Source organism: Lysinibacillus sp. fkY74-1, assembly GCF_053165895.1.
In genome coordinates, this window is record NZ_CP170173.1 from 3,070,186 (window position 1) to 3,097,138 (window position 26,953).

Below are 26,953 nucleotides of genomic sequence, written 5' to 3' on the forward strand. Positions count from 1 at the left end.
ATGCTTTGTATGATTAAAGCAATAGTTCAATTATACAACAGTCTGTATAAAATAGCAGTAATCTGTGGTGAATTATAGCTGATATGTGTACAGGATTTTAGATTAAGGCTAATTCCTTTCATTTTTTTTATTTGATTTTTGCTATGAAGGCTGCTGTCCTAGTCGGTTAAAAACCAACATCTTCGACCATGATAGTAAAAATACTGGTTTTTAATAATGATTGCGAATCAAAGAACTACATGCTACAATGTTGACACATACGCTTGCTCTATCTTTATATTCGAGCAAATTGCGTTATACAGGCGATGATGGGAAAAAAGTATCTGTTCCATTCAAGAGCGAGTAGAAGATGGTGAAAGTCTACATAGTAACAGAGAAAAGGCACTCCCTGAGCTAACTTTTTGAAAAGAGGTTTTAAACGTTTTGTTTAAAACAATCAGGGTGGAACCGCGGGTATTAGCACTCGTCCCTGGGCATACATTGTGCCCGGAGACGGGTGCTATTTTCATTTAGTCTACACTGAATGAATATCTTTAGCGTTTTACCGCTAACAAAATTTTAAAGGAGGCTATTTTATGGCTAACAAATCAATGGAAACAATTGTATCATTAGCAAAACACCGAGGCTTTGTCTTTCCAGGCTCAGAAATCTACGGTGGTCTAGCAAACACTTGGGATTATGGTCCACTTGGTGTTGAATTAAAAAACAATATTAAAAAAGCTTGGTGGCAAAAATTCGTTCAGGAATCAGAGCACAATGTTGGTATCGATGCTGCCATCCTAATGAACCCAAAAGCTTGGGTGGCTTCTGGTCACGTTGGAAACTTTAATGACCCGATGATCGACTGTAAATCATGTAAGGCACGTCATCGCGCTGATAAAATCATTGAAGACGCAGCGTTAGCAAAAGGCGATGAAATCATTGTTGATGGTATGACATTCGATCAAATGAAAGAAACAATGATTAAATACGATGTAGTATGCCCTGATTGCGGAAAAGCGGATTTCACAGATATTCGTCAATTCAACCTAATGTTTAAAACATTCCAAGGTGTAACGGAGTCTTCTACAAACGAAATTTTCTTACGTCCAGAAACAGCACAAGGTATTTTCGTAAACTTTAAAAATGTTCAACGTTCTATGCGTAAACGCACTCCATTTGGTATTGCACAAATTGGTAAATCCTTCCGAAATGAAATCACACCAGGTAATTTTACTTTCCGTACACGTGAATTCGAACAAATGGAACTTGAATTCTTCTGCAAACCAGGCGAAGATCTTGAATGGCACTCTTATTGGAAAGAATTCTGTAAAAATTGGTTATTAAATCTAGGCATGAAAGAAGATTCTATGCGTCTTCGTGACCACGAGGATGATGAACTGTCTCACTACTCTAACGCGACAACAGATATCGAATTTAAATTCCCATTCGGTTGGGGAGAGCTGTGGGGTATCGCTGACCGTACAGATTATGATTTGAAACAACATATGGAGCATTCAGGTGAAGATTTCACTTATATTGATCCTGTTTCAAATGACCGTTATATTCCATATTGTATCGAACCATCTTTAGGGGCTGACCGTGTGACATTGGCATTCCTATGCGATGCATATGATGAAGAGGAGTTGGAAGGTGACGATAAACGTACTGTTTTACGTTTCCACCCAGCAATTGCACCATTTAAAGCTGCTGTCCTACCTCTTTCTAAAAAATTATCTGATGAAGCTACAGACGTTTGGGCTGAACTTCGCAAAGCCTTCCCAGTTGATTTTGATGAATCACAATCAATCGGTAAACGTTACCGTCGCCAAGATGAGATCGGTACACCATTCTGTATCACATATGATTTTGACTCAAAAGAAGATGGTCAAGTAACAGTACGTCACCGCGATTCTATGACACAAGAACGTATGCCAATTTCAGAAGTGAAAGCATATATTGAAAAACATCTTCAATTCTAATCTTTTTAAATAATAAGGAGGGGGTCGCCATTGTAGGCAACTCCCTCTTCTTATGCTTTATAGGTTGAAAATAAACGCTCTTGCATTTTTTCCTCAAACGAAAACTTTTTCACGCTCATACCAATCAAGCTAACAAGTAATTCCTCTATATCCGCTAATGAATAATATAGAAAGGCTCCTTCTCGCATCGGACGAACTCGCTTTTCAACAGTTTGTTCATCCTCAATAAAATAAGCAACATTAACATCACAATGCCCCATTAGCTGAGTAATACGTTGATCATCACCTGGATTTATGAAGAAAGGTACAATTTTATCAATATACAGAATACTTTGCACAAGCTTAATGAAGAAATTTTCACGAAGGGTTGTTTCCACAACTAGAATGGTCGTTTTTTCATGCTGATAGTCCATATACAAAACGTTTAATTGCTCTTCTAATAGTTTCTTTAAAATAGAAATAGAATTTCTATATTTCGTCATATCCGTTTGTATTTCTCTTGTTAACAGACGTAATATGCGAAAAGCTGGTAAGAAAATTTTTAGGACAATTTCTTTCGGGTGTAAATGATCAATTAATTTACTAAAATGCATTCTTAAATTAGGCTCGTCACACCTGATTAATTGTTCCACGAATAGGTTGAAAATCTCTTCAAAGCTATTTGCACGATAATCAATCATTTTTGCGATTCTAACACTATAATTCAAGGGCAGGTTCATGGATTTTTGCTCATCCAATAATTTCACTTTGGGCAAGGTAGGAAATAAATCATAAACAAGCTCGACTTGTGCACTACGATTATCTGAAAGCATTACAACGGAGTTGACAGGGTAGATGCCTAAACATTCTACAAATTTATGCATAAATTTTTCGTTATACAAATGTCGGTCCTTGTATAAAACAGCTAGCGCATCCGTTGCTCCATAACCATTGTGATAGACTCGCTTAGACGTCATCGCTGAATACACATCAATGATTTGTAGCAACTGTACCCCTTCACTCATATCATCTGCACAGAGCTGATTAGGATAGCCTTTCCCAGCAAAGCGTTCATGATGATCTCGTGCTAAATAGGCGATTTCTTCCTCGTTATTTTCTAAAAGTAACTCATAGCCCTTAGTTGTATGTGTTTTAACAATTTCAAACTCATCTTCTGAGAGTTTTCGTTTTAAATTTAAAATTTCTTGGGGGATAAAGACCTTTCCAATATCATGGAACAAATAACCTCTTGCTAATGTTTCGATATCTGTCAAACCTAAATAACGAGCAAAAATGGTTCCTAATACAAATACATCAAATGAATGGACAAAAGAATATTCATCCCATTCCTTTAAATGCATAAGTAACTCATAGCGATGTTTCTCTTCTAAAATCTTTTCAAAAACCCCGCGAACATAAGCAGTGTCTTGTATGCTTTTTAGTATTTGACCATAACGCAATTCATGGACAACATTCTCTAGGGTTGTCATAAAAAGTTGATGGACAGTTTCTTTATAGTCATCGATTGGGTCTTTTTCCTCCATTAGTGGTGAAAATAAATCTTCGTATTCTCTCGTTCGCTGAGCACTTAAATCATGAACAATTCGAATCGAATCCGATGGTAGATAGACAGATAATTCATCCACTTTTCGAAGTTTAAGTAAAGCAATAATTCGCTCCGTTAACACTAAATCCTTTTTAGCCAATAAACGATAATCCGAAAAAATATCTTCCGCTAAAATATCATTCGCTTCAACTTCACGAATACTTAAGGTTACTTTTCGTAGCATATTTTCTGCCACATACGCAATGTACTAAGCACTATGTGACTCCCTCCTTCTTCCATAGGACTGCGTTATTCTGATAAACGTATAAAATACGCTTTGCTGATAGAGGCTTGTTTTCTATTTCATAGGCATGTCAGATCTATATTAAGTACATTTATTTCGACAGGGGATTAAACGACTAAGTTATTTTAAAAAAATATAAATAAGAATATCTATACCAATTACAATATCATAGGTTAAAATACCTTTTCAACTAGTATATGGGACTTGAGTGATTAGTTTCTACTATTTATATATTGAAAACCGCATAAAAACACATGACTATTTTCACAATATTATATTCTTAGATAAAGAATAAAATGGAATAACACGATATTTAGACTCACAAAATAAATATATAAATTTATTATTTAATAAAAAAAACTAAAATTATGTAAAAATTTTATTTTGTAAAAATTGAAATTTTATTCATTTATAACATAGCTTAATAGGAACTGTTGGTTTAGGATTTTGACGATTCATGACCAATTACATAATACAAAGGATATAATTTCCTCTATTCGCCGCTCCAAAATTTTGGTATAAATAAGGTATTATAGTTAGTTTTAGCTGTTAAATATTGAATAATTAACAAGCTAAAACTATACCACCCTTTCCACATTCATTCGTCCGGAAGTCTGAACTGATACATAGGAAGGTCCGCAACATTCATACTATAAAATTTTTAATATTACCATTTGGAGGAATACTTTTGAAGTCTCAGCGTTTATTTCAACTAGCGATGGCATCAGCACTTGCAACAAGTGCGATTGTCATTACACCAACAGCACATGCAGCAACATTTTTCCCTGATGTCAATCCAGCAACAGAAGAAGGAAAGGCTATTATGGAATTAGCCGGACGTGGCATTATTTCTGGCTAATGGATGGTACATTTAAGCCAGCTAATCCAATCACACGAACACAAGCGGCTAAAATTTTAGCAGGTATATTGAAGCTAGATACGATTCATGTCAAAAACCCTCAATTCAAGGATATTAAGCCGGGATCGGAAAACTACGGAGCCATTGCGGCCTTGGCAAATGCGGGTATTATTAATGGTGCAAATGGTTATTTCTACCCAAATCAAAATATTACACGTGAACAAATGTCAAAAATGATTGCAAAAGGTTTTGGCCTGACAAGTTCAACTAGCGCAAAGCTACCCTTTACGGATGTAAAGAGGGGAACTGAATTTGAGCCTTATATTCAAGCTTTGTTTGACAATGGCATAACAAAAGGAACATCACCAACAACCTACGGACCAAAAAGCAATGTGAAGCGTTCCCAGTTAGCCGCTTTTGTAGTTCGTGCTGAAAAGATGCTTGGAAATGCAACTGTTTATGCTAGCCAATTTAACCAAGAATATATCATGGCTGTATATGGTGGTATCGAACCTGCAGAGGCTATTTTCACATGGGATGAAAATGAGGATATGTCGGAAGCTATTACGATGAAGCCTCTAAAAGAAGGTACAGGAAAATTAGTGATAACTGGATTTTCCGATGATTCAGAGGATTTTATAGATATCTTTTATTTAGTACATGTTAAAAATGTAAATGGCAAATTGAAGGTAACTCTTGAACAAGTACAAGAAGGGGATTATACAGAAAATTTACCACTGGATTTATCTGAGAGCAAACTATCATTTGTCCCAACACAGGTCACTGTGCAAAATGCGAATGGGCAGGCACTTGCTTCTAATTTATATAATTTCAATACAACTGATCAAACTTTGTCTATTTTGCAAAATGGAGAGTTCATTGTTACCTTTTCAGATGGTGAGCATCAACAAAAGATGGCTGCTGATGTATACTCGCTTGATTTAGTTCGCTATATTGATTTGTACCATTTTACAGATGAATTAACTTTGACGACACAAGCATTGTCTTTTGAACCAGCTAGTGTGGCTCTAGAGGATTTAGGTTTTGAACCCGCCTCTGTAAAAGCTACAATTGTTAAAGGACAACTTCTTATTACACCTAAAGCGGAAGGCTCAGCTGTTCTCCATTTAACAGGTAAAAATGGAGAAACGGAGTACCTTTATATTGAAACTAAAAAATTCGCAGGTCAATGGGCATTACTATATAACCTAATGTCAGATGGAGAATTTTAAATCACATAAAATGCCAGAGGAATGTTAAGGTTCCTCTGGCATTTCTTCGTTTGTAGGGCGTATTTGTAATTCAGGGGTTCTTTCCAGTTGCTCGATGAATTTTCTCGTTTTAAAACGAATTCCGGTTTGTTCCTCATAGATAGTTGTTATAATTTTTTTGATAAAATATTTCGTTTCCTTTTTTAATTCTATTTTCCCAATTTGATCGATGGGAACGGTATAAAACATACGGATAAGCTTAAGCTGCATTGGCGTTAAACGAATAATATAGGGATCATGCTGATAACAGCGATGACATAAAAAACCTCCTTGTGCAAAGGAAAAAGCAAATTCCCCATCTACAGCACCGCATGCAGCACAGGCATGTAATATAGGTTGGACTCCTGTATAGGGTAGCATCTTCCATTCTGCAAAGAGTGTGATGGATTCAGGGTCATAGCCATCCTCTATCGCTTGTAGTGCTTGCAGCAGAACATCAAAGGCGAAAGGCTCTGGTTTTCCTTCTTCTACGACTCGCTCCACAAGTTCCATAATATAGCTAGCATAGGCAGTAGCCATAATATCCTCTCGAATATGGCGCATTGAATTCAAATGCTCCCCTTGCTGTAATGTGCCCATACCAGTATGGTGTTGTACCATAAACATGCCATATGTAAATGGTTGTGTGACCGAAGCTAATCTACTAGAAGGCTTTTTAGCACCTCTCGCCATAGTAGCTACCTTTCCTGCCTCTCGTGTGAGCAACGTAACGATTTTATTGGACTCACCATAAGCGCGTACTTTTAACACAATTCCTTCCCATTTATGAAGCATAGTCCCCCTCCTTTCCCGTAAACTGTCCATGAAAATAGAGCTCTCCAAAATGTTTTGGACAGCTCAAAGTAAAAACTATCAATTTTGTCTAGGTATAGAGAAATCTCTCACCATTTGGGAGGGTATTCACACCGCCAATGCCATAAGCTTATTTTTTGACGGTGTTTCCCTACCTATGTCAGCAAAGCCTGTTAATACTCATCATCTCGGAAGCCGAAATCACGTAAATGTGTTGATTTATTACGCCAATCTTTTTGGACCTTGACCCATAGTTCTAAATAGACTTTAGAACCTAAAAGCATTTCGATATCCTTTCGTGCACGTGTCCCTACTTCTTTTAATAGGGCTCCACGCTTACCAATGACAATACCTTTTTGTGAATCACGTTCAACCATTATCGTGGCTGCTACATGAATTTTATCATTGTTCTCCTCATCTCGACGGATTTTATCAATAACAACCGCAATAGAATGTGGAATTTCTTCGCGTGTTAAATGTAACACTTTTTCACGAATAAGCTCAGAAATGATGAAACGCTCTGGATGGTCCGTCACTTGATCTGCAGGGTAATATTGAGGCCCCTCTGGTAAATACTTCGGCAATGTGTCCAATAAGCTTTCTACGTTATTGCCTTGTAACGCTGAAATAGGAATAATTTCAGCAAATTCATAGCGTTCCTTATAGCTCTCTATAATTCCAAGTAATTCATCTGGATGAATCTGATCGATTTTATTAATAACAAGGAATACCGGCGTCGAATTTCCCGCCAACATTTCAAGAATAAATTCATCGCCTTTGCCAAGCTTCTGCTCAGCATTAACCATGAACATAATCACGTCCACTTCACGCAATGTATTTTTGGCAACTTTCAACATAAAATCGCCAAGTTTATGTTTGGGCTTATGGATACCTGGTGTATCAATAAAAATCATTTGGCTATCAGTTGTTGTCAGTACACCTTGTACTTTATTTCGTGTTGTTTGTGGTTTATCACTCATGATCGCAATTTTCTGGCCAATGACCCGATTCAAAAATGTCGATTTGCCAACATTCGGGCGACCAATAATAGAGATAAAGCCTGACTTATAGCCACTTCTAGTTTCCAGCATTCTCTAAATCCTCCGTTGTAAATGCAAACGGTAATAATTCGCCCACTGACGTTACCGTAACATCACCTTTTAAATTCGTTAAATAAACAGGCATCGTCGGTGCGCAAAATTCCATCATCACCTGACGACATGCTCCACAAGGTGCGCATGGGCCTTCTGTATCTGCAACAATGGCAATAGCCTCGAATTCATAAGTACCTTCTGACACAGCCTTAAAAAATGCTGTACGTTCAGCACAATTCGTCATACTATAGCCTGCATTTTCAATATTACAACCGTGAATAACTTCTCCGGCCTTCGTTAAAAGAGCTGCTCCTACTTTAAATTTTGAGTATGGAACATATGCTTTTTCACGCGCTTTTTTAGATTCCTCTAGTAATGCATGCATATCAATTGTCATCTATAATATTTCTCCCTCACGTTAGTATAATACAGTTCTTTTTTCATATCAGATACTCACTTCGATTACAACCATTTGGGTAGGAAGATAAGTAATCCGATTATAGCACTGAATAGCGCAAATACAAGCACAGCACCTGCTGCGATATCTTTTGCCTGCTTGGCGAGTGGATGGAAGTTCGGCGAAGCCAAATCCACAACCCTCTCAATAGCTGTATTGATCATTTCCAATGCAAACATAAGTGCTATTAATAGTAGCACAATATACCATTCCGTTCGAGACAAACCTGTAAAATAACCAGCCAGTATGACAATGACTGCACTCACAATATGTGATTTAAAATTTTGTTCTGTACTTGCAGTTATAATGCCTTCAAACGCATAGCCAAATGATCGCAAGTATTTACGCAAATTCATTTAATCTCGTCCTAAACCAAAAGTTTGTAATATTTCATCTTGTTTTGTAAACATTACTTTTTCCTCTTCAGGCTCCATATGGTCATAACCGAGTAAATGTAAGAAGCCATGGACCGCTAAAAAACCTAACTCTCTTTCAAAGGAGTGATTGTATTCCTCGGCCTGCTCTTTTGCACGATCTGTAGAAATAATAATATCGCCTAGTACACGGGGCATTCCTTCAAAAGTTACTGCCATTTCACCTTCACCTAGTTCCTCCAATGCAAAGGAAATGACATCGGTTGGTTGATCTTTCCCACGATACTCGCGGTTTATATCTTGAATCGTGTCATTTGTGACAAACGTTACAGAAACCTCTGTTTCTGGTTCAATGCTTTCTACACTCGCTGCATGTTGCAAAAGCTTTTCTACAAGCTCTGTATGCTGTGCTGCAACTTCATTTGTTTCATCAGTAAAATCAATTGTTAAAATCATAGATCCTCCTACTTATCTGCCTTAGGATACTCAATACGTGAATGGAAAATTCCGTTCAATGTTTCGCAAAGTACTCTCTCTATACATTTTAACTCTTTTATTGAAATATCGCATTCATCAAACTGGTTATCTTGTACTCGATCGTCAATGATAGCTCTTACTAGCTTATGAATTTTCTCAGAATTTGGCTCTTTCATTGAACGCACTGCTGCCTCTACACTATCTGCCACACTTATTACGGCCGCTTCCTTTGTTTGCGGTTTAGGACCAGGATATCTGAAAGTAGCTTCTTCAATGGATTTCCCTTGTTCTTTCGCTTTAAACAAGAAAAACTTTAACAGACTTGTCCCATGATGCTGCAGCGCAATATCAATAATTTCCTGAGGCATTTTATAGCGTCTTAACATGTCAGCACCGTCAGTTGTATGGGCAATGATAATTTCTGCACTTGTTTCAGGAGGCAATGAATCGTGCGGATTAATACCTGACATCTGATTTTCAATGAAAAAAGCGGGTCTCTTCGTTTTTCCGATATCATGATAGTAACACCCTACACGTGCTAGTAAACCATCTGCTCCTATTTCTTCGCAGGCAGCTTCAGCTAAGTTTGCGACCATTACACTATGATGATATGTTCCTGGTGCTTCCATTAGTAATTTTTTTAGTAATGGATGATTCGGATTCGATAGCTCAATTAAACGTAATGACGATAATAAACTAAATGCTGACTCAAAGAATGGTAAGAGCCCCATTGTCAACGCTCCAGAAAGCAATGCAGATAACATGGCTGCAACAAAGTAAAACACTAATTCTGGTAAACCATAGGATGATTGTGTCATTAATAAATAAAAGGCGATAAACGCCATATTCACAAGGGAGATAACCGCAACTGCCTGTAAAATATGTGAGCGCTTTTCAACACTACGTAAAAAGAATAAACTTGCAAACCCTCCAAAAATGATATAAAGCGTAATTTCCATTTGCATAACGGATGAATAGCCTTCTTGAAAAATAACGCCAGCTGAAGCAGCAGTCATGACTGTAACAAGCACTGCGGCTTTATCATCTGCCAACAGGCGCACAAGCATTGTAGCCAATGCTGTTGGGAAAAGAAAGGCAATGGTCACATCAAACCCGCCAGAAACTAAACTAATGAATTTCATTAGCACGATGGACAAACTATAAACAATCACTGTTACCAACAATGCATTACGTTTTTTCCGTTCGTTAGCCTCCCAGCGCTCGAATAAAATATACATAAACACCATTTGGAGCAGTGTTAAAATTATGAGTCCTGCAATCGGTTTTAAGGAAGCTTGATTACTAATCATCCCTAAAAGCTCTAATTGTCGAAATGCCTCTTTATCAATAATCTGGCCTTCCTGCACAATAATCTGACCTTGTAAAATTCTTGTAGGCTCAACGCTTTCCTTCGCTTGCTCTCTTCTTATTTTTGTTTGCTCTTCGTTAACGGTTTCATTTTCAATGATACTTGTACGACCAATTAAAACAACCGTATTGAATATTTTATCGGGATACCCTCTTTGTCCTCTAATCTTCGTCTCAAAGTCATTTTGAGCGACAAAGACATTTTCAGGTCGAATGGATTTTTGTAAGTATTCCTCTACTGTTTTGGATAATTGGATACTTGTTCTATTTAAATCCTCATCGCTTTGCACTAATAGTCCTTCTAGCTGTGAATCCGTAAAGATGAGTGGCATTTGATCTTCATCGAGCGATTCAAATTTTTTGCGAAGCTGCCCTACTTGATCGGCAATTGCAATTGGTTCCTTGCTATTGGCCACATCCTTTTTTACCTCTAGTACATAATCAAATAACGATGTGACAATCGCTGCTCGCTGCTTGGCGACATCCTCCGAAAATTGATAGACCGGGCCTACTGCATTTGCGGCTTTTTCCCGCTCTTGTTGTGTCTTGTAGGTATCTTCTATTGTTTTAGTAGATCGTACGGTTTCAGGCGCTAGCTGTAAAGGTTTGAAATCATATGTAACTCCTTTAACATTGCCATACATCAAGCCAAATTGTAGGCATCCTGTTAAAATGAGAATGATGATAATAAAATAGCGAAAACCGATAAGCTCAGTAAATTTTCGAAGTTGTTTCTCCATCTGGCACCTCCTCTATCTACCTACTATCATACCAATTCAACATACATTTTTCTCGAAAAATGTATAAGAAAGCAAAAAACAGCTATACAAATTCGTATAGCTGTCACATTTTTTTCCATATTTTGATCATTTTCTTAATTCACAGTCATGGGGCAGACTTTTTTTAAACACGGTGCCCCTGTCGCTTCGCTTTCGGGGCAGACTTTAGAATGGCTTTGCCATTCTAAAGTTGCTGTTCTTCGTAGGCTTGGATGATTTTGGCTACTATTGGGTGGCGGACGACATCACCTTGTTCTAACACTTGGAAATGAATCGATTTTACATATTTTAATGTGCGTTCTGCCACGATTAAGCCAGACTCCGTATTTTTAGGCAAATCGATTTGTGTTTTATCACCTGTGATGACCATTTTCGAACCAAAGCCTAGTCGTGTTAAGAACATTTTCATTTGTTGATGAGTTGTATTTTGTGCTTCATCTAATATAACAAAAGCATCATCTAGTGTACGGCCACGCATGTAAGCCAATGGTGCAATTTCAATGGTCCCGCGCTCAATTAATCGTTGCGTCTGTTCAGCCCCGTAGATATCATTTAAGGCATCATAGAGAGGTCTTAAATAAGGATCTACCTTTTCCTTTAAATCACCTGGCAGGAACCCTAGAGACTCTCCTGCTTCAACAGCAGGACGAGTTAAAATAATACGCTTGACATGCCCATTTTTAAGTGCCTGCGTTGCCATGACTACCGCTAAATACGTTTTCCCAGTACCGGCTGGACCAATACCAAAAACAACGTCTTTATGACGGATTGCTTGTATGTATTCTCGTTGACCAATTGTTTTTGCACGAATGGGTTTACCTTTGGTCGTGCGTGCTATTTCTTCATCATAAAGCTCTGCGAAATATTCAATGGTACCTTTTTGAGTCATTTCAATAGCTGTCGTTACATCACGTTGATCAATATTAATTCCTTTGCGAATGACCTTCAATAATGCATGCAGCAGAAATGTTGCCTGTTCCTTAGCACTTTCTTCACCCGCAAGTTGAATTTGTTCACCACGGGTAATGATATGAACATTAAGTGCTTCCTCAACTAGCTTCATATTTGCATCGGAAATTCCGAGTAGCATAACCGCTTCGTTTGGATTATCCACTTGTAATACAGTTAACTGTTCTGACATAATCATTCTCCTTGTAGGCCATGTATTGGACTTGCAATGTTTTCATTGACTAAAAATAGAACTTTCCCTTCAACTGTACCATTACCCCACTTTGCCTGTAAAAGGTTTTCTTTTTTGATGATTGATTTGGCAGGTAACGAACGTATTACCTTTTCATGAAGAAGCGGGATAAGTAAAGACTCGATTTTCGATTCATCAAGCTCCACCTGCATCGTTTTCGTTTGCTGCTCCTCTACAATTGAAACATAAGGGTCTAGCCAATTCGGTAAATCCTTTTTTTGCACATAATCAACCTTTTCTTGATGAATACCTTTCACCAAAACGCGCCATTGCTTTTGTTGCAATGTTTCCATTGTAATTTTTGTAGGAATTTTAAAGGTACATTCAAGCCAATAATCTGCAAAAACCTCGCCCTTTGCGCCGACAAAAACATAATCCGCTCCACTTTCAATCACGCCACTAACAAGAACATCCCCCTCATAGGCTGTATCATTCACTGAAATTTTCCGCTCGCCATTTTGGATATCAAAGTGAGTAATAATACCACTTTTGGTTGCTACTAATTGCGACGCTAATTTTTCATTTGCCTGCTTCGTTTGTTTAGGAGATTCCTGTGGCCTTAGTACAACTCGCCCTCCACTTTTTTCAATATGCACCCACGAGAGCTCTCGATGCTGTTCTAACAGCTTTTGGCGAATAACCGTATTAGACGGTAAATTTTTTTTAGAAAGCGGTGTTTCTATTTGAAAGGTATCATGAAACGTTTTACCTAGGCGCTGCTCCAGTTCTGGTGTTGCTGCTTCAATGTCTACCTTCCAAATCACCTGCGCACCAAGTATTGGAATGGCAATCATTAAAGCCAGACCAAGCAAAGTCCAAACCTGAGCTCGAAAAACTTGCTGCTCATCGGCGTAAAATACAGCCATTTTCAAGCGAAAGCCTCTCCGTATACGACGAATTTTAGGTAAATGATGCATCGTTGTTTCAAACGAAACCTCTTGTTCTCTAAAGACGACACGCTTTAAAGGAACATGTTGTGCGTGCAATGCTTGAATAAAAGGATGAACATTTTCATGGCGCTTTATACGTATAATGATTGGCCGATTATTCCACATTTTAGCTCACACCCATATTCTTTGTCATTTTCATATGAATCTCTTGTAAGTTTTCAACAGAGAGATGAAGCATTTCTTCTTTTAGTGCATGAATTTTCACCAAATCAGCCGTAACAGTAATATGATAATCTGCATAAGCAAACGAACAGGTCGTTGCATCTGCATGAATAAAACGGTAAGGTCCAATAATTTTTAATGATTCATATTCTGACAATTCAAGTAGTGGCGTTAATTGAAATAATTTTTTCATAAAAAAATGCCTCCTTCTTCGGCAATATATGCATCGAAAAAGGAGGACATGCTAGTTATTTTCTTTTTGCTTTTGGAGGGCCTAATATTTCAGCCATTACCACAGCCTGCATGAGAGCATTTTTAGATTGCGGGACTTGAAAAGGAGAATGTGTCCCAGTTACTTTCACTTCTTCTTTCCCAGCTGCTAATCGTCCTTTTTGCTCTCGGATAAACGAGCGCTTTGGCACATCCGCTGGAATGACAGGTGGCGCAACATAGCTTGGGACTTCCTTCGTCACTTGTTCCTCAACCAATTTCTTAGTCTCTTGAACCTTTTCATTTTCCGGAATCCAATCCCCTATAAATTCTCGAGCAAAATCTTCAAAACTTTGTGGTTTTTGATGATGCTGTGGAGTTTCTTCAAGCACAGGTGACTCTACACGTGTGTCCTTATTATTAAAAGGAGGCATTGATTTTTGTGGTTTTTTATTTTTTGATTTTCCGAAAATAGAGCTGACTATGGCAATTATTGCAAAAATAATTAATTGTTCCATATGTTAGTTCTGCTCCTTTCCGTTTTTAAACATTTGGTTCGTTTGTTTCTGGTTTATCGTTACTTACTTTTGAAATGGAATCACGCATAGCCGTATCAGCTTGAATATTACGATAGTTCATATAATCCATTATGCCAAGATTACCTGAGCGTAATGCTTCTGCCATCGCTTGAGGTACTTCTGCTTCTGCTTCTACTACTTTCGCTTTCATCTCTTGGACGCGGGCAATCATCTCTTGCTCATTCGCTACAGCCATTGCACGACGTTCCTCAGCCTTTGCTTGAGCAATGTTTTTATCTGCTTGCGCTTGTTCAATTTGTAATTCTGCCCCAATGTTTTTACCGATATCTACATCAGCAATATCAATGGATAAGATTTCAAAGGCTGTTCCAGAATCCAAACCTTTTGATAAAACGGTTTGTGAAATCATATCCGGATTTTCTAATACTTCCGTATGGCTAGTTGCTGAACCAATTGTAGAAACAATCCCTTCCCCTACACGGGCAATAACAGTTTCTTCACCAGCACCACCAACTAAACGCTCAATGTTGGCACGTACGGTAATACGCGCTTTAGCCTTTACCTCAATCCCGTTCATTGCTACACCTGAAATAAATGGTGTTTCAATCACTTTTGGGTTTACAGACATTTGAACTGCTTCAAGTACATCTCGCCCAGCTAAATCAATTGCAGCACAGCGCTCAAAGGATAATTCAATATTCGCACGGTGTGCAGCAATTAATGCATTGACAACTCGGTCTACATTACCACCAGCTAAATAGTGACTTTCAAGCTGGTTTATCGTTACAGGTAAACCTGCTTTATGTGCTTTAATCAACGGATTTACAATTCGAGACGGAATTACACGACGTAAGCGCATCCCAATTAATGTGAAAATACTAACACGGACGCCTGCAGCCAGTGCAGAAATCCATAGTGCTACTGGTACAAAGGTAAAGAATACCGCTAGTACAATAAATAAAATAACCAGTCCAGCTATAGGACCAATTAATGCTAAATCAAAACCCATTTCCTATTCCTCCATCTCTTTTTTTGTTTGTCTCACGACAATACGTGAGCCTTCAACTTTAATAATTTCTACATGTTTATTTGCATCGACATAGCCACCCTCTGATACAACATCAATGCGTTCACTGTCAAGAACCATTGTACCCGCTGGACGTAAAGGAGTAAGTGTAGTCCCTACTTTTCCTAACAATTCTGTGCGATTGACGTTGGAGACATAGCCCTCTTCTGTCGTAGTTGCATCCATTAACACCAGCCTGTTTAAGACATGCAGTTTTTTCCCGAAAAATTTCATCAGAATCACCATTCCTATAATCGCTATTACAAGCGCAATGAGAATTGCTATTATCATTTGCATAATATTTGCACCTGCCAGTAATAAACTTAGTATTATGAGCACACCACCTAAAATACCGACAATTCCACCAGGAACAAAAAACTCTGCCACTACAAGTGCTAAACCAATAATCAATAACAATAAGGATTCATAGCCAGCAAAGCCCGCAACCATATGTCCAAAGAAAAATAAACCAAGCGCTGATAATCCCATTATACCCGGAACGCCAAATCCTGGCGAATAGAGCTCCATGACAAGACCTAGACTTGCAATGGATAATAAAATTGGAACAATAATTGGATTTGTAATAAACCGAGCTAATTTCTCAGAGAATGTTGGTTCGATTGAAACGACATCACGATCTTGTAAGTCTTTTTTCTCTAAAAGTTCCTGAAAATTTTTCACGGTACCCTCTGAGTATTTGACCTTTAATGCCTCCGATGCTGAAAGCGTTAATAAATTTTTTCCCTCCGCACGATACTCTGGCAATTCATAATTGGAATCAGCCATTGCTAAAGCATACTTTGGATCTCGACCAGATGTCTCTGCTGCTGCTGACATTTGAGCAAGCCACGCACTATTTGCTTTCAAATCAGCTGTATTACCCGCTGAATCGATAACCGCTGCAGCACCGATTGTTCCATTGGGCACCATGTAGATTTCATCCGCATGTAAGGCTAAAAAAGCTCCTGCTGAATGGGCATCCTTATTAATAAAAGCAATTGTCCATATATCCGTTGCATCCATAAGCATGGCGATATCACTTGCTGCATTTACAAATCCGCCAGGCGTATGTATATCTAAGATAATCGCTTTCGCATTGTTTTCTTTAGCCTCATTAAAAGCTCGTTCTAAAAATGCGTGAAGCCCTCGCTCTACTTCATTATGAATAGGAACGTGGTAGACCTTACTGCTTGCAAACGCCGAAGTTAATGGAAACGCTAACAAAAAAGTCATCCATATTACTAGTAAATAGCTTAGGATTCTCCGTTTTCGCACCTTTTTCCCTCCCTTCTAACATGCTTCTCCTCTGTATATACGGTCAAACATGTAAAAAGTTTCACATATCTGAAAAATTATTTCGACTATTTGTACATGTTGCTTACAACTTAGTATTACACAAAAAAGCCGAATGAATCTAGTTGATATCCATCCGGCTTTTTCATATGTACGTAAATCGAGCAATGTAAAATACCTGAAATTAATTACAGCTGTAATTAATTCCAGGTATATCTTTGTCTGCTCAGTGAATCATACGATTGCGTGTTATGAACGTAGGGATTTTTAATGGGAAATTAAATTACCACTTACGTTTACGTGCAGCTTCTGATTTCTTTTTACGTTTTACGCTAGGTTTTTCGTAGAACTCGCGCTTTCTAACTTCTTGAATTGTACCACTTTTTGATACAGTACGTTTGAAGCGGCGAAGAGCATCTTCAAGCGATTCGTTTTTGCGAACGACAGTTTTTGACATCTCTCTTTCCCTCCCTCCGAACACACGTCAATACACAATTTAGGCAAATCACCTTCTGTTGTGTACTAAAAAATTATATCGTATTGTCTAATAATGGTCAATAGAAAGTGTGCGAAAATATCAAGTGAAATTTTGGTTTTATTTCTAATTGGAATTCGAAGAGCAAATTTGGCTCCCAATAAAAAAATAATTGTATTTTTCTATTCATATAGGGGTTTACAAAAAATAGAATATGGGCGTAGAATAATCACATTCAATTTAATACTGGCCAAATCTCAAACATTGAGAACGGAGGACCCAATATATTGGGGTTAATTCTGCACATGCAGAAAGGATGAGAAACTCTTTCGCCATCCTACCCGTCAGCTAACTTCGTCGGCTAAAGCGAAGGAGGTCCTATTCGACCACCTATCAGCATGTTTTCTCCTATTCTTTACATGCTTTTTTAGTTGGTCTTTTTTTATGCATATTTAAAATCAAGTAATTTAACATCTATAGAGGAGAACAAGATGAACACTTTTAGAAACACATTAAATCCTCCCAAAATTCTTGTACTTGGCTTTGCACTTATTATTATCATCGGGACTTTTCTTTTAACGATGCCTCTTTCTACAGAAGATGGAAAAGGACTTTCGTTTTTAGATGCATTATTCACCGCTACATCAGCAACTTGTGTAACGGGATTAATTGTTGTCGATACAGGTGATACATTTTCAGTTTTCGGAGAAGTAGTCATTTTATGCCTAATCCAAATTGGTGGTTTAGGATTCATGACATTTGCAACATTGTTATTTTTACTACTCGGGAAAAAAATATCTTTAAAAGAAAGACTTTTGCTTAAGGAAGCATTTAATAATATTTCCATTGCTGGCCTTGTTAAATTAGTAAAGAGAATACTGCTCTTTACAGCATTGATTGAAATAATTGGTGGTCTTATTTTATCGATTCGTTTTTCTTTTGATATGCCTATAGGAAAAGCTGTGTATTTTGGCTTTTTTCATGCAATTTCTAATTTCAATAATGCAGGTTTTGATTTAATGGGCGGATTTAATGGAATGACAGCTTATGTAGATGACCCATTTGTCGTTTTAACAATTTGCGCGCTCATTACAATTGGAGGCTTGGGGTTTATTGTCATGAATGAACTATATGAATATCGAGTTACTAAAAGACTTTCCGTTCATACAAAAATTGTTTTAGCGTCTACAATTATTTTAACGGTAAGCGCTACAATTTTGATATTTTTGTTTGAATTTGGAAATGATAAAACACTTGGTCCTTTAACTGAATGGGGCAAAGTATTAGGTTCTTTTTACCAAGCTGTTACACCAAGAACAGCAGGTTCCAATACACTGGCTATCGGTGACTTAACACATTCTACATTATTTTTAATAATTCTCTTAATGTTTATTGGAGCTGGATCTGGTTCCACTGCAGGTGGTATAAAAATAACAACTTTCGCAGTATTAGTTGCTACAATGTGGTCACAAATCCGTGGAAAAGAAGATGTTGTTTTATTTAAACGTAGAATTGTCACTGAGACTATCTTAAAGGCTTTGACTGTCACAATGTGTGGCGTACTTATCGTTGTTGTGGTGACAATCATTCTTAGCATTACTGAACAACGTCATAGTTTCATGATGTATTTATTTGAAGCAACCTCTGCATTTGGTACTGTCGGTCTTTCGATGGGGTTGACACCTGAGTTATCCCCTACTGGTAGAATTCTCATTATTTTAACGATGTTTGCTGGAAGACTAGGTCCATTAACCATTGCTTTCGCTATTACAAAACGACGAAAAACAGAAGCCTTTCGACATCCTAAAGGTAATATTATGATTGGATAACAAAATTAGAGGAGTGTGCTATAGCTATGGCTATTAAACAATATGCAGTTATTGGCCTAGGAAGATTCGGAACAAGCGTTGCCCGCAGGCTCCACGAAGCTGGACAGGAAATTTTAGGAATTGATATTAACGAAGAAAGAGTGGAGGATGCAGAACCCTATGTTACCCACGCTGTAGTAGCTGATACAACTGAAGAAAAAGCTTTAACCTCTATTGGTATAGGAAATTTTGATTGCGTTATAGTGGCTATAGGTAACGATATGCAGTCAAGTATTTTAACGGTATCTCTATTAAAAGAACTAGGGATAAAAAAAATTATTGCTAAGGCCCTTGGTAAAAGACATGGGCAGGTTTTGGATAAAGTAGGTGCTGATTGGATTATTTATCCCGAGCGAGATATGGGAGAGCGCGTGGCAAATCAGCTATTGTCTCCGAATATGCTGAATTATATCGAATTGTCTAAGGAATATAGTATAGAAGAAATTATGATCCCTTCAAAAATGGCTGGGCAAAATCTGCGAGATTTAGATTTGCGTGCGAAATATAACGTTAGTGTTATTGCCATTGTTCGAGTAGGAGACATCATTATTTCCCCTTCCCCTGAGCAAAACTTGGAACAGGAAGATATTTTAGTGATGATTGGTCATCGAAAAGATCTCGCTTTTTTTTCAAACATACAATAACAAAAAAAAGGCTGTTTCAAGACCCCTTGATACAGCCAGCCACTTTTTCTTAGAAAATCTTCTGTTGATCCCTATCATCTTTTAAAATTTCTACTGCCTCTCTAAAACGTTGAGAATGGACAATTTCACGTTCACGTAAAAACTTCAAACTGTCATTTAAATCGGTATCATCAGATAAATCAATAATCCATTGATAGGTGGCACGTGCCTTTTCCTCAGCCGCAATATCTTCATATAAATCTGCTATGGGGTCCCCTTTTGCCTGAATATAAGTTGCTGTAAATGGCACACCAGAAGCATTTTGATAGAATAAAGCTCTGTCATGATTTACATAATGGTCCCCTAATCCCGCTTCTTTTAGCATTTCTGGCGTAGCATCTTTTGTAAGCTTGTAAATCATCGTAGCAATCATTTCTAAATGGGAAAACTCTTCAGTCGCTATATCTGTTAATAATCCAACCACTTTATCAGGAATCGTATAGCGTTGATTCATATAACGAAGGGCTGCTGCTAATTCCCCGTCAGCTCCTCCATATTGCTCAATTAAAAACTTAGCAAGCATAGGGTTACAAGTACTAACCTTTACCGGGTATTGAAGTTTTTTTTCATAATACCACAAGAATAAATTCCTCCTAATGATTTGTTATACTTGCCACGGCCATGGGGTATCAACCCAATTAAAAGGATAATCTGAATAACTTCTTCCAAAATTCATTAATGGACCAAATTTTTGTTCAAAATTTACTTTGAGCTTCATACTTTTTTCGGTGTTTTCATTAAATTGTTGAATAGCAGTATAGTCATGTGGGTGTGTGTCTAAATAGAGATTTAACTCAACGATGACGAAATCAATTGCCTGTATTTCTTCAAGTAAGGTATAAAATTCGGGCGGCATCTTTTTAGTCATGCTTTCTCCCTCCTTTTCATCGGAAATGGATAGGGGCTAAATAATTGTGGCCATAGTGTTCCCGACCTAAGTGCCTCTCTCGGGGTTTGGAATTGGGGGAGTCCAGGTGGTTGAAAGCCCATATATAATTGTGGTGGCGTAGCATAATACTTTACTTCGATGGGCTTGCAGGGATCAAAGGGACTAATATAGGGCTTCCAATACTTATACTGCGTAAACATGACATCCTCCTTTCTATATTCAAAATCATCAGTGGAGTATATGTGATGGTAGTAGGCATTATTCTACATGCAAAAAAGCCACTAGCTTCTTACAGAGCTAGTAGCTTAATATCCATAAAGAAATTATTAATAATTAGAATCTGCTATTAAACCATTCATGATGGCTACGCCAGAGCTTGCACCAATACGAGTTGCTCCTGCTTCCACCATGCTTTTCATATCCTCTAAGCTACGAACACCGCCTGAGGCTTTAACACCAAGTTCAGGACCTACTGTTTTACGCATTAGGGCAATATCTGCTGCCGTTGCGCCACCAGTTGAAAAACCAGTAGATGTTTTTACATAATCAGCACCAGCTGCCACAGCAAGCTCACATGCTTTTACTTTTTCTTCATCTGTTAATAAACATGATTCAATGATGACTTTTACAAGTGCGCTGCCTTTAGCTGCTTGTACAACTGCAGCGATGTCAGCTTGTACAAGGTCATAATTTTTATCTTTCAATGCGCCAATATTAATGACCATATCTACCTCATTTGCACCGTTCGCAATTGCATCTTTTACTTCAAATGCTTTCACAGCTGGTGTATTGGCACCAAGAGGGAATCCAATTACCGTACAAACTAACACGTCTGATCCTTGTAATAATTCACTACTGTGTTTCACCCAAGTCGGATTTACACATACAGAGGCAAAATTAAATTGCTTCGCTTCTGCACATAGTTTTTCAATTTGTTCTTTTGTTGCCTCAGCCTTTAATAATGTATGATCGATCATACGCGCAAAATTTTGTTCCATTTTTTAACGCCCCTTCTTTAATCAAGATGTACGTACCTCTTCGAATCATACCATTTTTTCACGTTGTCGTCTAATTTCTTTCTATTTAAAAGATTGTTGGTGTTGTCCTTGTGAATGTAGCTTTTAATTATTAGCTATAATGAGGGTCCGTTCAAGTAATAGTATCCTTGAACAACTTTTACATAAGTATAGTTTACCCCCTAGTGAAACAATTAGTCCTTTAAAAAAGAGGACAAAAACAAGCATAAAAAAATCTTTAAAGTATTGATTTTAAAAGGTTTATGTTATCATAAATCACGTATCTAAAATAAGTACACTACAAAATAATTTAAAATGAGAAGAAACACAAGGTAATGTGAAGTTGAAAGGATGATATAAATTATGAGTAACGAGCGATCAAAAATCGTGAGTTTCCATACTCTAGGTTGTAAAGTGAACCACTACGAAACAGAAGCCATTTGGCAACTATTTAAAGATGAAGGCTATGATCGCACTGAATTTGATCAGCAGGCGGATGTTTATGTCATTAATACATGTACAGTTACTAACACTGGGGATAAGAAGTCACGTCAGGTGATTCGTCGAGCAATCCGCCAAAACCCAGATGCAGTTATATGTGTAACAGGCTGCTATGCACAAACTTCGCCAGCAGAAATTATGGCGATTCCTGGAGTCGATATTGTTGTTGGTACGCAGGACCGTACAAAATTACTTGGTTATATTGACCAATATCGTGCTGAGCGTCAGCCAATAAATGCTGTACGTAATATTATGAAAAATCGTGTGTATGAGGAGTTAGATGTACCTGCATTTACAGACCGCACACGTGCTTCCTTAAAAATACAAGAGGGTTGTAATAACTTCTGTACGTTTTGTATTATTCCGTGGGCACGCGGCTTAATGCGTTCTCGCGATCCACAAGAAGTATTACATCAAGCACAGCAATTAGTAGATGCAGGCTATCTTGAAATAGTCCTGACAGGTATTCATACTGGTGGCTATGGACAAGATTTAAAAGATTATAACCTTGCCCAATTATTACGTGATTTAGAAGCCAATGTTACAGGATTAAAGCGTCTCCGTATTTCGTCCATTGAAGCTAGCCAATTGACTGATGAAGTCATTGACGTATTACGTGAATCTAAAATTGTCGTAAATCACTTACACATTCCTATTCAATCTGGATCGGATACTGTGTTAAAACGTATGCGTCGTAAATATACTATGGAATTTTTCGGCGAACGTTTAACAAAATTACATGAGGCTTTACCTGATTTAGCTGTCACGTCTGATGTAATTGTCGGTTTCCCTGGTGAGACTGAAGAAGAATTTATGGATACGTACAACTTTATTCGTGATCATAAATTCTCCGAATTACATGTTTTCCCATTCTCTCCACGTACAGGAACTCCTGCTGCACGTATGGAGGATCAAATTGATGAAGACATTAAAAATGAGCGTGTACACCGACTCATCTCACTAAATGATCAGCTAGCTAAAGAGTATGCTTCTCGCTTTGAAGATCAGGTGTTAGAAGTTATTCCCGAAGAATTTGTTCATGATGGTAGTGAAGAGGAAGGCCTTTTAACGGGCTATACAGATAATTACTTAAAAGTAGTGTTTGAGGGTCCTGAAAGTCTCATCGGACAGCTTGTAAAGGTGAAAATTACACAAGCAGGCTACCCACATTCACAAGGACAATTTGTACGTGTTTTAGAGACAGTTAAATAATGAACAATAAAATGGGTTGCCTGGAATATGGGCAACCCCTTTTATTGGTTTATTTGTCTTTATCATTTTTAACTAGCAATGATCAAGGGCTAGTAGGAGGTGTGAGTCCGAATAGTACTGGTGTTATAACACTACTTCCTACGCCTAAACGAATTTGTTGAACTTGCAATACTTTCACAGTTAATTCTAATACAATTTTTTCACGCAATGTGCTAAACGTACATTCTGGCGCAGCCATAATTGGTGAAAAATCAAGCTCAAAGAAGTTCGCTGCTACTAATTCCCCAAATGGTTGTTCATTGTATTTCACAAGATTTTGGAAGAAAGCCTTATCTAGACGAGCATCCATTTGAGTAGCTTCATTCAGGAAATTCGCTTCTGCAAACTCAGAAATTCCTAAAATGGGTGTTGAGCCTCCAATTATTTGTGGGAAAGTAAGATCTGTAAAACCAGAAAATGGGACGTCAGCAATTCTATCTCGAAGTGCTCCATTACATGCTGATGAAGCATATTCGATATTTTTACGAATATGTCCTGCTACAAATAATTTAGCTCTTGTTACTCTAAAGAAGTCTGTACCATCAATACGCGCAAAGCTAACTGGTACTAGCTTCACTTGATTTAGGAATACATTTTTTTTCACTCTTTTGATTTCAGTTGCTGCCGGAGTAAGTGTAATATCTGACTCTACAACGATTTGCAATGTTGGTTCTGCCAGCACAACTGGAACTTTTATAGTGGGTGCCAAAACCGGTGTAGTAATGACTGGTGTAATTTCATTTGTTAATGGTATTTGCTCCGTTGATGCCACAGGACAAGGTAGATTTTGATTTTCAAATTGTTCACTCAAAAAATTTCCTCTTTTCATTTTTAGTATTAGAGAGCTCTCCTATCGCTAGAATATGTAGCAATTAAATCTATACATAGACGTATATATTAGAAAACGAACTTTTATACTGAATGAAATTCATTTATTGTCCAGAGTACAGACTGTCATATAGAACCCGAATTTTTTGTACTTGTATCATATGAATCGTTAAATCTAATACTATATTTTGACATAATTGATTGGCATAAGTTGTTGAGGCATTTTGTGTATCTAAAGCTGTATATTCAATACTCTGCTGTATATAGCCTTCTATCAATAATTTTCCATTTTTTGCTGTACATGTTCCATTTCCAAATGATTGGGATAAACGAATAGGTATAAATCTACAATTGGTGAGTACTACTTCATTCGAGATCTCTTTCACCCCTACAATCCCTTTTTCAAATGCCATAATCTCTTCTAGACATATTTCAATTTTATATTCCCCAACTATAACAGGTACTCGAATATGTATTAAATCAGATTCGTATGAGGTGGCTTCCCCTTTTTTAATTGATGGTGAATGATGTAAGGGAGTGACCACTGATTGAAAGGATTGATGCTGCCCATTATTTTTATCATTCTTATCAGTTTGCATGATTGAAATCAATTGATTGATGTCTGAACGAACTAAACGACATTCAGGATGTTCAGGGTAATCTGTTGTCGTTTGGAAAAGCTTTGTTTCAAGCTGTGGAGTTAAGGGATCTTTTACGTTTAGAAATTCAAATGTAGTATTTTGAACATGTTCGCCATAAATAGGAGCATGGAGAAAATCATGAATTTCTACATACGTAGAAAACAAGCATTTTTGGGTGATGGAGTATATCTCCCCATCCAACGATTTAGAAGTAGGATTGTTTTTCTCCGAATTCCCTGTCCCCTCAAAATGCCATTTATGTTCAACTGTGGATTCAACATCTGAGTGAATTGCTAAATCTTGTTTTTCCACTTGGGATTCATCACGGTCAGAAGGAAATTCATCAATGTCCTCAGCCATCGTTTCTGTAGGTTCGGATACAATCTCTGTTACAATCGATTCCTCTACAGTCCCCTCTTTCATGTCTGGGGAGGGTTCGATTTCTCCCTCAATGGTTGAAATGGATAGGTCTTCATTGGCATCTGATAGGTCTGTTAAAGCTATTTCCTTATCAAGGTGCTGTTCACTATTTTGAAATTCCTCTTTAGGTATTGCTAAGTCTAGATCGGATAGTACATGGTCCTCCAAAGGATTCTCATTGCTACAAAGCTGGAGCTTGTTATCTACCTCAACAAACGTTTCTACGGAACTAGGTATGTCCTGATTGGAGACTACAGGATCTGGTGATTCCTCTCCAAGCCTAATCTCATCTTTTATATCCCTAAGCAGCGTATTGCTTTCTTCTTGATTAGCTGGAGATTCATCATCTATTGTTTGATACGCCCAATCAGAGTATTTATTTAGCTTAGTGGATACTTCTCTCATTTCTCTAAAGTTAATCCATGGAGTATTCATTTATTCACTCCTAAACAATATTAAGTACATTTACAACACAATGAACAACGTTATTAATGTAAAGATTACCATTCTCATTACAATTTATAGTATGCTTGATTTTCCCTTTTGTCACAGTATCCTCGGGGTCATATGTTTATGGCTTTATTCCTTTTTTAGATGTAAAAAGGCAGTTAAAAGTTCGAGTACATCCGAACTTTCAACTGCCAGCTAAAATAATGAATTTTTATTAGTGCCCTGTTATGACTCTATTCAATATTTGAGATTAACAAAATTCTGAAGGAGGCGTAGGATTAACTATTGGTGAAGCTGGTGGTGTAAGTCCTGGAAGAACAGGCGTTACTACGCTACTTCCAGCTCCCAAACGAATTTGTTGAACTTGTAATACTTTCACAGTTAATTCTAATACGATTTTTTCACGTAATGTGCTGAAAGTACCTTCTGGCGCTGCCATAATTGGTGAAAAATCAAGCTCAAAGAAGTTCGCTGCTACTAATTCCCCAAATGGTTGTTCATTGTATTTCACAAGATTTTGGAAGAAAGCCTTATCTAGACGAGCATCCATTTGAGTAGCTTCATTCAGGAAGTTCGCTTCCGCAAACTCGGAAATTCCTAAAATGGGTGTTGAGCCTCCAATCGTTTGTGGGAAAGTAAGATCTGTAAATCCTGAAAACGGAACATCTGCAATTCTATCTCGAAGTGCCCCATTACATGCTGCTGCAGCATATTCGATATTTTTACGAATATGTCCTGCTACAAATAATTTAGCTCTTGTTACTCTAAAGAAGTCTGTGCCAGCAATTCGTGCAAAGCTAACTGGTACTAGCTTCACTTGATTTAGAAAGACATGTTTTTTGACTCTTTTGATTTCAGTTGCTGCCGGAGTAAGTGTAATATCTGACTCTACAACGATTTGTAAAGTTGGCTCTGCCAGTACAACTGGAATTTTAATAGTTGGCGCTGTTACTGGAGTAGCAACCAGTGGCGTAAAATCATTCGTCAATGGAATTTGTTCTGTTGATGTTACTGGACAAGGTTGAATCTGACTATCAAATTGTTCACTCAAAAAAATTACCTCTTTTCAATTTATAGTTTTAGTGAGCTCTCCTATCGCTAGAATATGTAGCAATAAAAACTATATATGGACATTGAACTTGTTCTCTTACATATTTTATTTGGAATTTTTGCGCCTAAATTTTTTTATGAATTTGATTCCACTCCTTTTACCGTAGTGGGAAACCCATAAAAAAACCACCTAAATTAA

27 protein-coding genes and 1 riboswitch are annotated in these 26,953 nt (G+C 37.6%); of the genes, 6 read left to right on the forward strand and 21 right to left on the reverse strand.

What is annotated here, in order from left to right; all coding sequences use genetic code 11:
• Positions 1 to 575: 575 nt before the first annotated feature.
• A complete protein-coding gene (locus tag ACE1MS_RS15065) occupies positions 576 to 1,961 on the forward strand; it encodes a glycine--tRNA ligase (protein WP_012295244.1) in 1,386 nt (461 codons plus the stop codon).
• Positions 1,962 to 2,011: 50 nt separating this feature from the next.
• On the opposite strand, the gene ACE1MS_RS15070 is transcribed toward ACE1MS_RS15065, so the two are convergent.
• The gene (locus ACE1MS_RS15070) at positions 2,012 to 3,730 is read right to left on the reverse strand and encodes an HD-GYP domain-containing protein (protein ID WP_447402455.1); all 1,719 of its coding nucleotides are present in this window, start codon (positions 3,728 to 3,730) and stop codon (positions 2,012 to 2,014) included.
• A gap of 748 nt (positions 3,731 to 4,478) precedes the next feature.
• Here ACE1MS_RS15070 and ACE1MS_RS15075 point away from each other — a divergent pair.
• Complete coding sequence (locus ACE1MS_RS15075; RefSeq protein WP_447402456.1) at positions 4,479 to 4,649, forward strand: hypothetical protein; 171 nt, start codon at positions 4,479 to 4,481, stop codon at positions 4,647 to 4,649.
• Positions 4,649 to 5,881, forward strand: coding sequence for an S-layer homology domain-containing protein (locus ACE1MS_RS15080; protein ID WP_447402457.1), 1,233 nt, complete (start codon positions 4,649 to 4,651; stop codon positions 5,879 to 5,881). Before ACE1MS_RS15075 ends, ACE1MS_RS15080 begins: the two co-directional genes overlap by 1 nt.
• A gap of 24 nt (positions 5,882 to 5,905) precedes the next feature.
• Here ACE1MS_RS15080 and recO read toward each other — a convergent pair whose 3' ends face one another.
• The 13 genes from recO to rpsU form a co-directional block, all read right to left on the reverse strand.
• Entirely contained in the window at positions 5,906 to 6,694 is a 789-nt protein-coding gene (gene recO / locus ACE1MS_RS15085; protein WP_031417027.1) for a DNA repair protein RecO, read from the reverse strand.
• Positions 6,695 to 6,885: 191 nt separating this feature from the next.
• On the reverse strand, positions 6,886 to 7,803 hold the full coding sequence (era, locus tag ACE1MS_RS15090) for a GTPase Era (protein ID WP_036162160.1): 918 nt from the start codon (positions 7,801 to 7,803) through the stop codon (positions 6,886 to 6,888).
• A complete protein-coding gene (locus tag ACE1MS_RS15095; protein ID WP_008179431.1) occupies positions 7,790 to 8,203 on the reverse strand; it encodes a cytidine deaminase in 414 nt (137 codons plus the stop codon). Before ACE1MS_RS15095 ends, era begins: the two co-directional genes overlap by 14 nt.
• Before the next feature lie 65 nt (positions 8,204 to 8,268).
• The gene (locus tag ACE1MS_RS15100; protein ID WP_012295251.1) at positions 8,269 to 8,619 is read right to left on the reverse strand and encodes a diacylglycerol kinase family protein; all 351 of its coding nucleotides are present in this window, start codon (positions 8,617 to 8,619) and stop codon (positions 8,269 to 8,271) included.
• Positions 8,620 to 9,093, reverse strand: a complete 474-nt coding sequence (ybeY, locus tag ACE1MS_RS15105) for an rRNA maturation RNase YbeY (RefSeq protein WP_012295252.1) — start codon at positions 9,091 to 9,093, stop codon at positions 8,620 to 8,622.
• 8 nt (positions 9,094 to 9,101) lie between these two features.
• Positions 9,102 to 11,222, reverse strand: coding sequence for an HD family phosphohydrolase (locus ACE1MS_RS15110; RefSeq protein WP_012295253.1), 2,121 nt, complete (start codon positions 11,220 to 11,222; stop codon positions 9,102 to 9,104).
• A 223-nt stretch (positions 11,223 to 11,445) separates the two neighbouring features.
• On the reverse strand, positions 11,446 to 12,402 hold the full coding sequence (locus ACE1MS_RS15115; RefSeq protein WP_031417032.1) for a PhoH family protein: 957 nt from the start codon (positions 12,400 to 12,402) through the stop codon (positions 11,446 to 11,448).
• Between the two features lie 2 nt (positions 12,403 to 12,404).
• Positions 12,405 to 13,517: a sporulation protein YqfD gene (locus ACE1MS_RS15120; RefSeq protein WP_099806036.1), complete on the reverse strand. Its 1,113-nt coding sequence runs from the start codon at positions 13,515 to 13,517 to the stop codon at positions 12,405 to 12,407.
• Position 13,518: 1 nt separating this feature from the next.
• Positions 13,519 to 13,767 carry a hypothetical protein gene (locus ACE1MS_RS15125; protein WP_012295256.1) on the reverse strand — a complete coding sequence of 83 codons (249 nt, stop codon included), beginning with the start codon at positions 13,765 to 13,767 and terminating at the stop codon, positions 13,519 to 13,521.
• 55 nt (positions 13,768 to 13,822) lie between these two features.
• Positions 13,823 to 14,302 carry a hypothetical protein gene (locus ACE1MS_RS15130; protein WP_012295257.1) on the reverse strand — a complete coding sequence of 160 codons (480 nt, stop codon included), beginning with the start codon at positions 14,300 to 14,302 and terminating at the stop codon, positions 13,823 to 13,825.
• 25 nt (positions 14,303 to 14,327) lie between these two features.
• Positions 14,328 to 15,332: a flotillin-like protein FloA gene (gene floA / locus ACE1MS_RS15135; protein WP_008179446.1), complete on the reverse strand. Its 1,005-nt coding sequence runs from the start codon at positions 15,330 to 15,332 to the stop codon at positions 14,328 to 14,330.
• A 3-nt stretch (positions 15,333 to 15,335) separates the two neighbouring features.
• A complete protein-coding gene (locus tag ACE1MS_RS15140) occupies positions 15,336 to 16,664 on the reverse strand; it encodes an NfeD family protein (protein WP_031417037.1) in 1,329 nt (442 codons plus the stop codon).
• Between the two features lie 301 nt (positions 16,665 to 16,965).
• Positions 16,966 to 17,139: a 30S ribosomal protein S21 gene (rpsU, locus tag ACE1MS_RS15145; protein ID WP_004227078.1), complete on the reverse strand. Its 174-nt coding sequence runs from the start codon at positions 17,137 to 17,139 to the stop codon at positions 16,966 to 16,968.
• 256 nt (positions 17,140 to 17,395) lie between these two features.
• Positions 17,396 to 17,535, forward strand: a riboswitch (cyclic di-AMP (ydaO/yuaA leader).
• Positions 17,536 to 17,648: 113 nt separating this feature from the next.
• Between rpsU and ACE1MS_RS15150 the strand changes: the two genes are divergently transcribed.
• Positions 17,649 to 18,986: a TrkH family potassium uptake protein gene (locus ACE1MS_RS15150; protein ID WP_036164226.1), complete on the forward strand. Its 1,338-nt coding sequence runs from the start codon at positions 17,649 to 17,651 to the stop codon at positions 18,984 to 18,986.
• Between the two features lie 26 nt (positions 18,987 to 19,012).
• Entirely contained in the window at positions 19,013 to 19,669 is a 657-nt protein-coding gene (locus tag ACE1MS_RS15155) for a potassium channel family protein (protein ID WP_012295261.1), read from the forward strand.
• A gap of 49 nt (positions 19,670 to 19,718) precedes the next feature.
• Here ACE1MS_RS15155 and ACE1MS_RS15160 read toward each other — a convergent pair whose 3' ends face one another.
• From ACE1MS_RS15160 to deoC, 4 genes are all read right to left on the reverse strand, one after another.
• Positions 19,719 to 20,288: a manganese catalase family protein gene (locus tag ACE1MS_RS15160; protein WP_031417041.1), complete on the reverse strand. Its 570-nt coding sequence runs from the start codon at positions 20,286 to 20,288 to the stop codon at positions 19,719 to 19,721.
• 24 nt (positions 20,289 to 20,312) lie between these two features.
• Positions 20,313 to 20,576, reverse strand: coding sequence for a spore coat protein CotJB (locus ACE1MS_RS15165; RefSeq protein WP_144787431.1), 264 nt, complete (start codon positions 20,574 to 20,576; stop codon positions 20,313 to 20,315).
• Entirely contained in the window at positions 20,573 to 20,797 is a 225-nt protein-coding gene (locus ACE1MS_RS15170) for a spore coat associated protein CotJA (protein ID WP_281487036.1), read from the reverse strand. Before ACE1MS_RS15170 ends, ACE1MS_RS15165 begins: the two co-directional genes overlap by 4 nt.
• A gap of 126 nt (positions 20,798 to 20,923) precedes the next feature.
• Positions 20,924 to 21,595 carry a deoxyribose-phosphate aldolase gene (gene deoC, locus ACE1MS_RS15175; protein ID WP_012295263.1) on the reverse strand — a complete coding sequence of 224 codons (672 nt, stop codon included), beginning with the start codon at positions 21,593 to 21,595 and terminating at the stop codon, positions 20,924 to 20,926.
• Positions 21,596 to 21,976: 381 nt separating this feature from the next.
• Between deoC and mtaB the strand changes: the two genes are divergently transcribed.
• Positions 21,977 to 23,326 carry a tRNA (N(6)-L-threonylcarbamoyladenosine(37)-C(2))-methylthiotransferase MtaB gene (gene mtaB, locus ACE1MS_RS15180; RefSeq protein WP_031417045.1) on the forward strand — a complete coding sequence of 450 codons (1,350 nt, stop codon included), beginning with the start codon at positions 21,977 to 21,979 and terminating at the stop codon, positions 23,324 to 23,326.
• An 82-nt stretch (positions 23,327 to 23,408) separates the two neighbouring features.
• Here mtaB and ACE1MS_RS15185 read toward each other — a convergent pair whose 3' ends face one another.
• The 3 genes from ACE1MS_RS15185 to ACE1MS_RS15195 form a co-directional block, all read right to left on the reverse strand.
• Positions 23,409 to 24,176 carry a CsxC family protein gene (locus ACE1MS_RS15185; RefSeq protein WP_012295322.1) on the reverse strand — a complete coding sequence of 256 codons (768 nt, stop codon included), beginning with the start codon at positions 24,174 to 24,176 and terminating at the stop codon, positions 23,409 to 23,411.
• Positions 24,177 to 24,297: 121 nt separating this feature from the next.
• Positions 24,298 to 25,689 (reverse strand): BC_2427 family protein, encoded by a 1,392-nt coding sequence (locus tag ACE1MS_RS15190; protein WP_197225068.1) that lies wholly within the window; start codon positions 25,687 to 25,689, stop codon positions 24,298 to 24,300.
• A 265-nt stretch (positions 25,690 to 25,954) separates the two neighbouring features.
• A complete protein-coding gene (locus ACE1MS_RS15195; protein WP_012295324.1) occupies positions 25,955 to 26,755 on the reverse strand; it encodes a CsxC family protein in 801 nt (266 codons plus the stop codon).
• Positions 26,756 to 26,953: the final 198 nt, after the last annotated feature.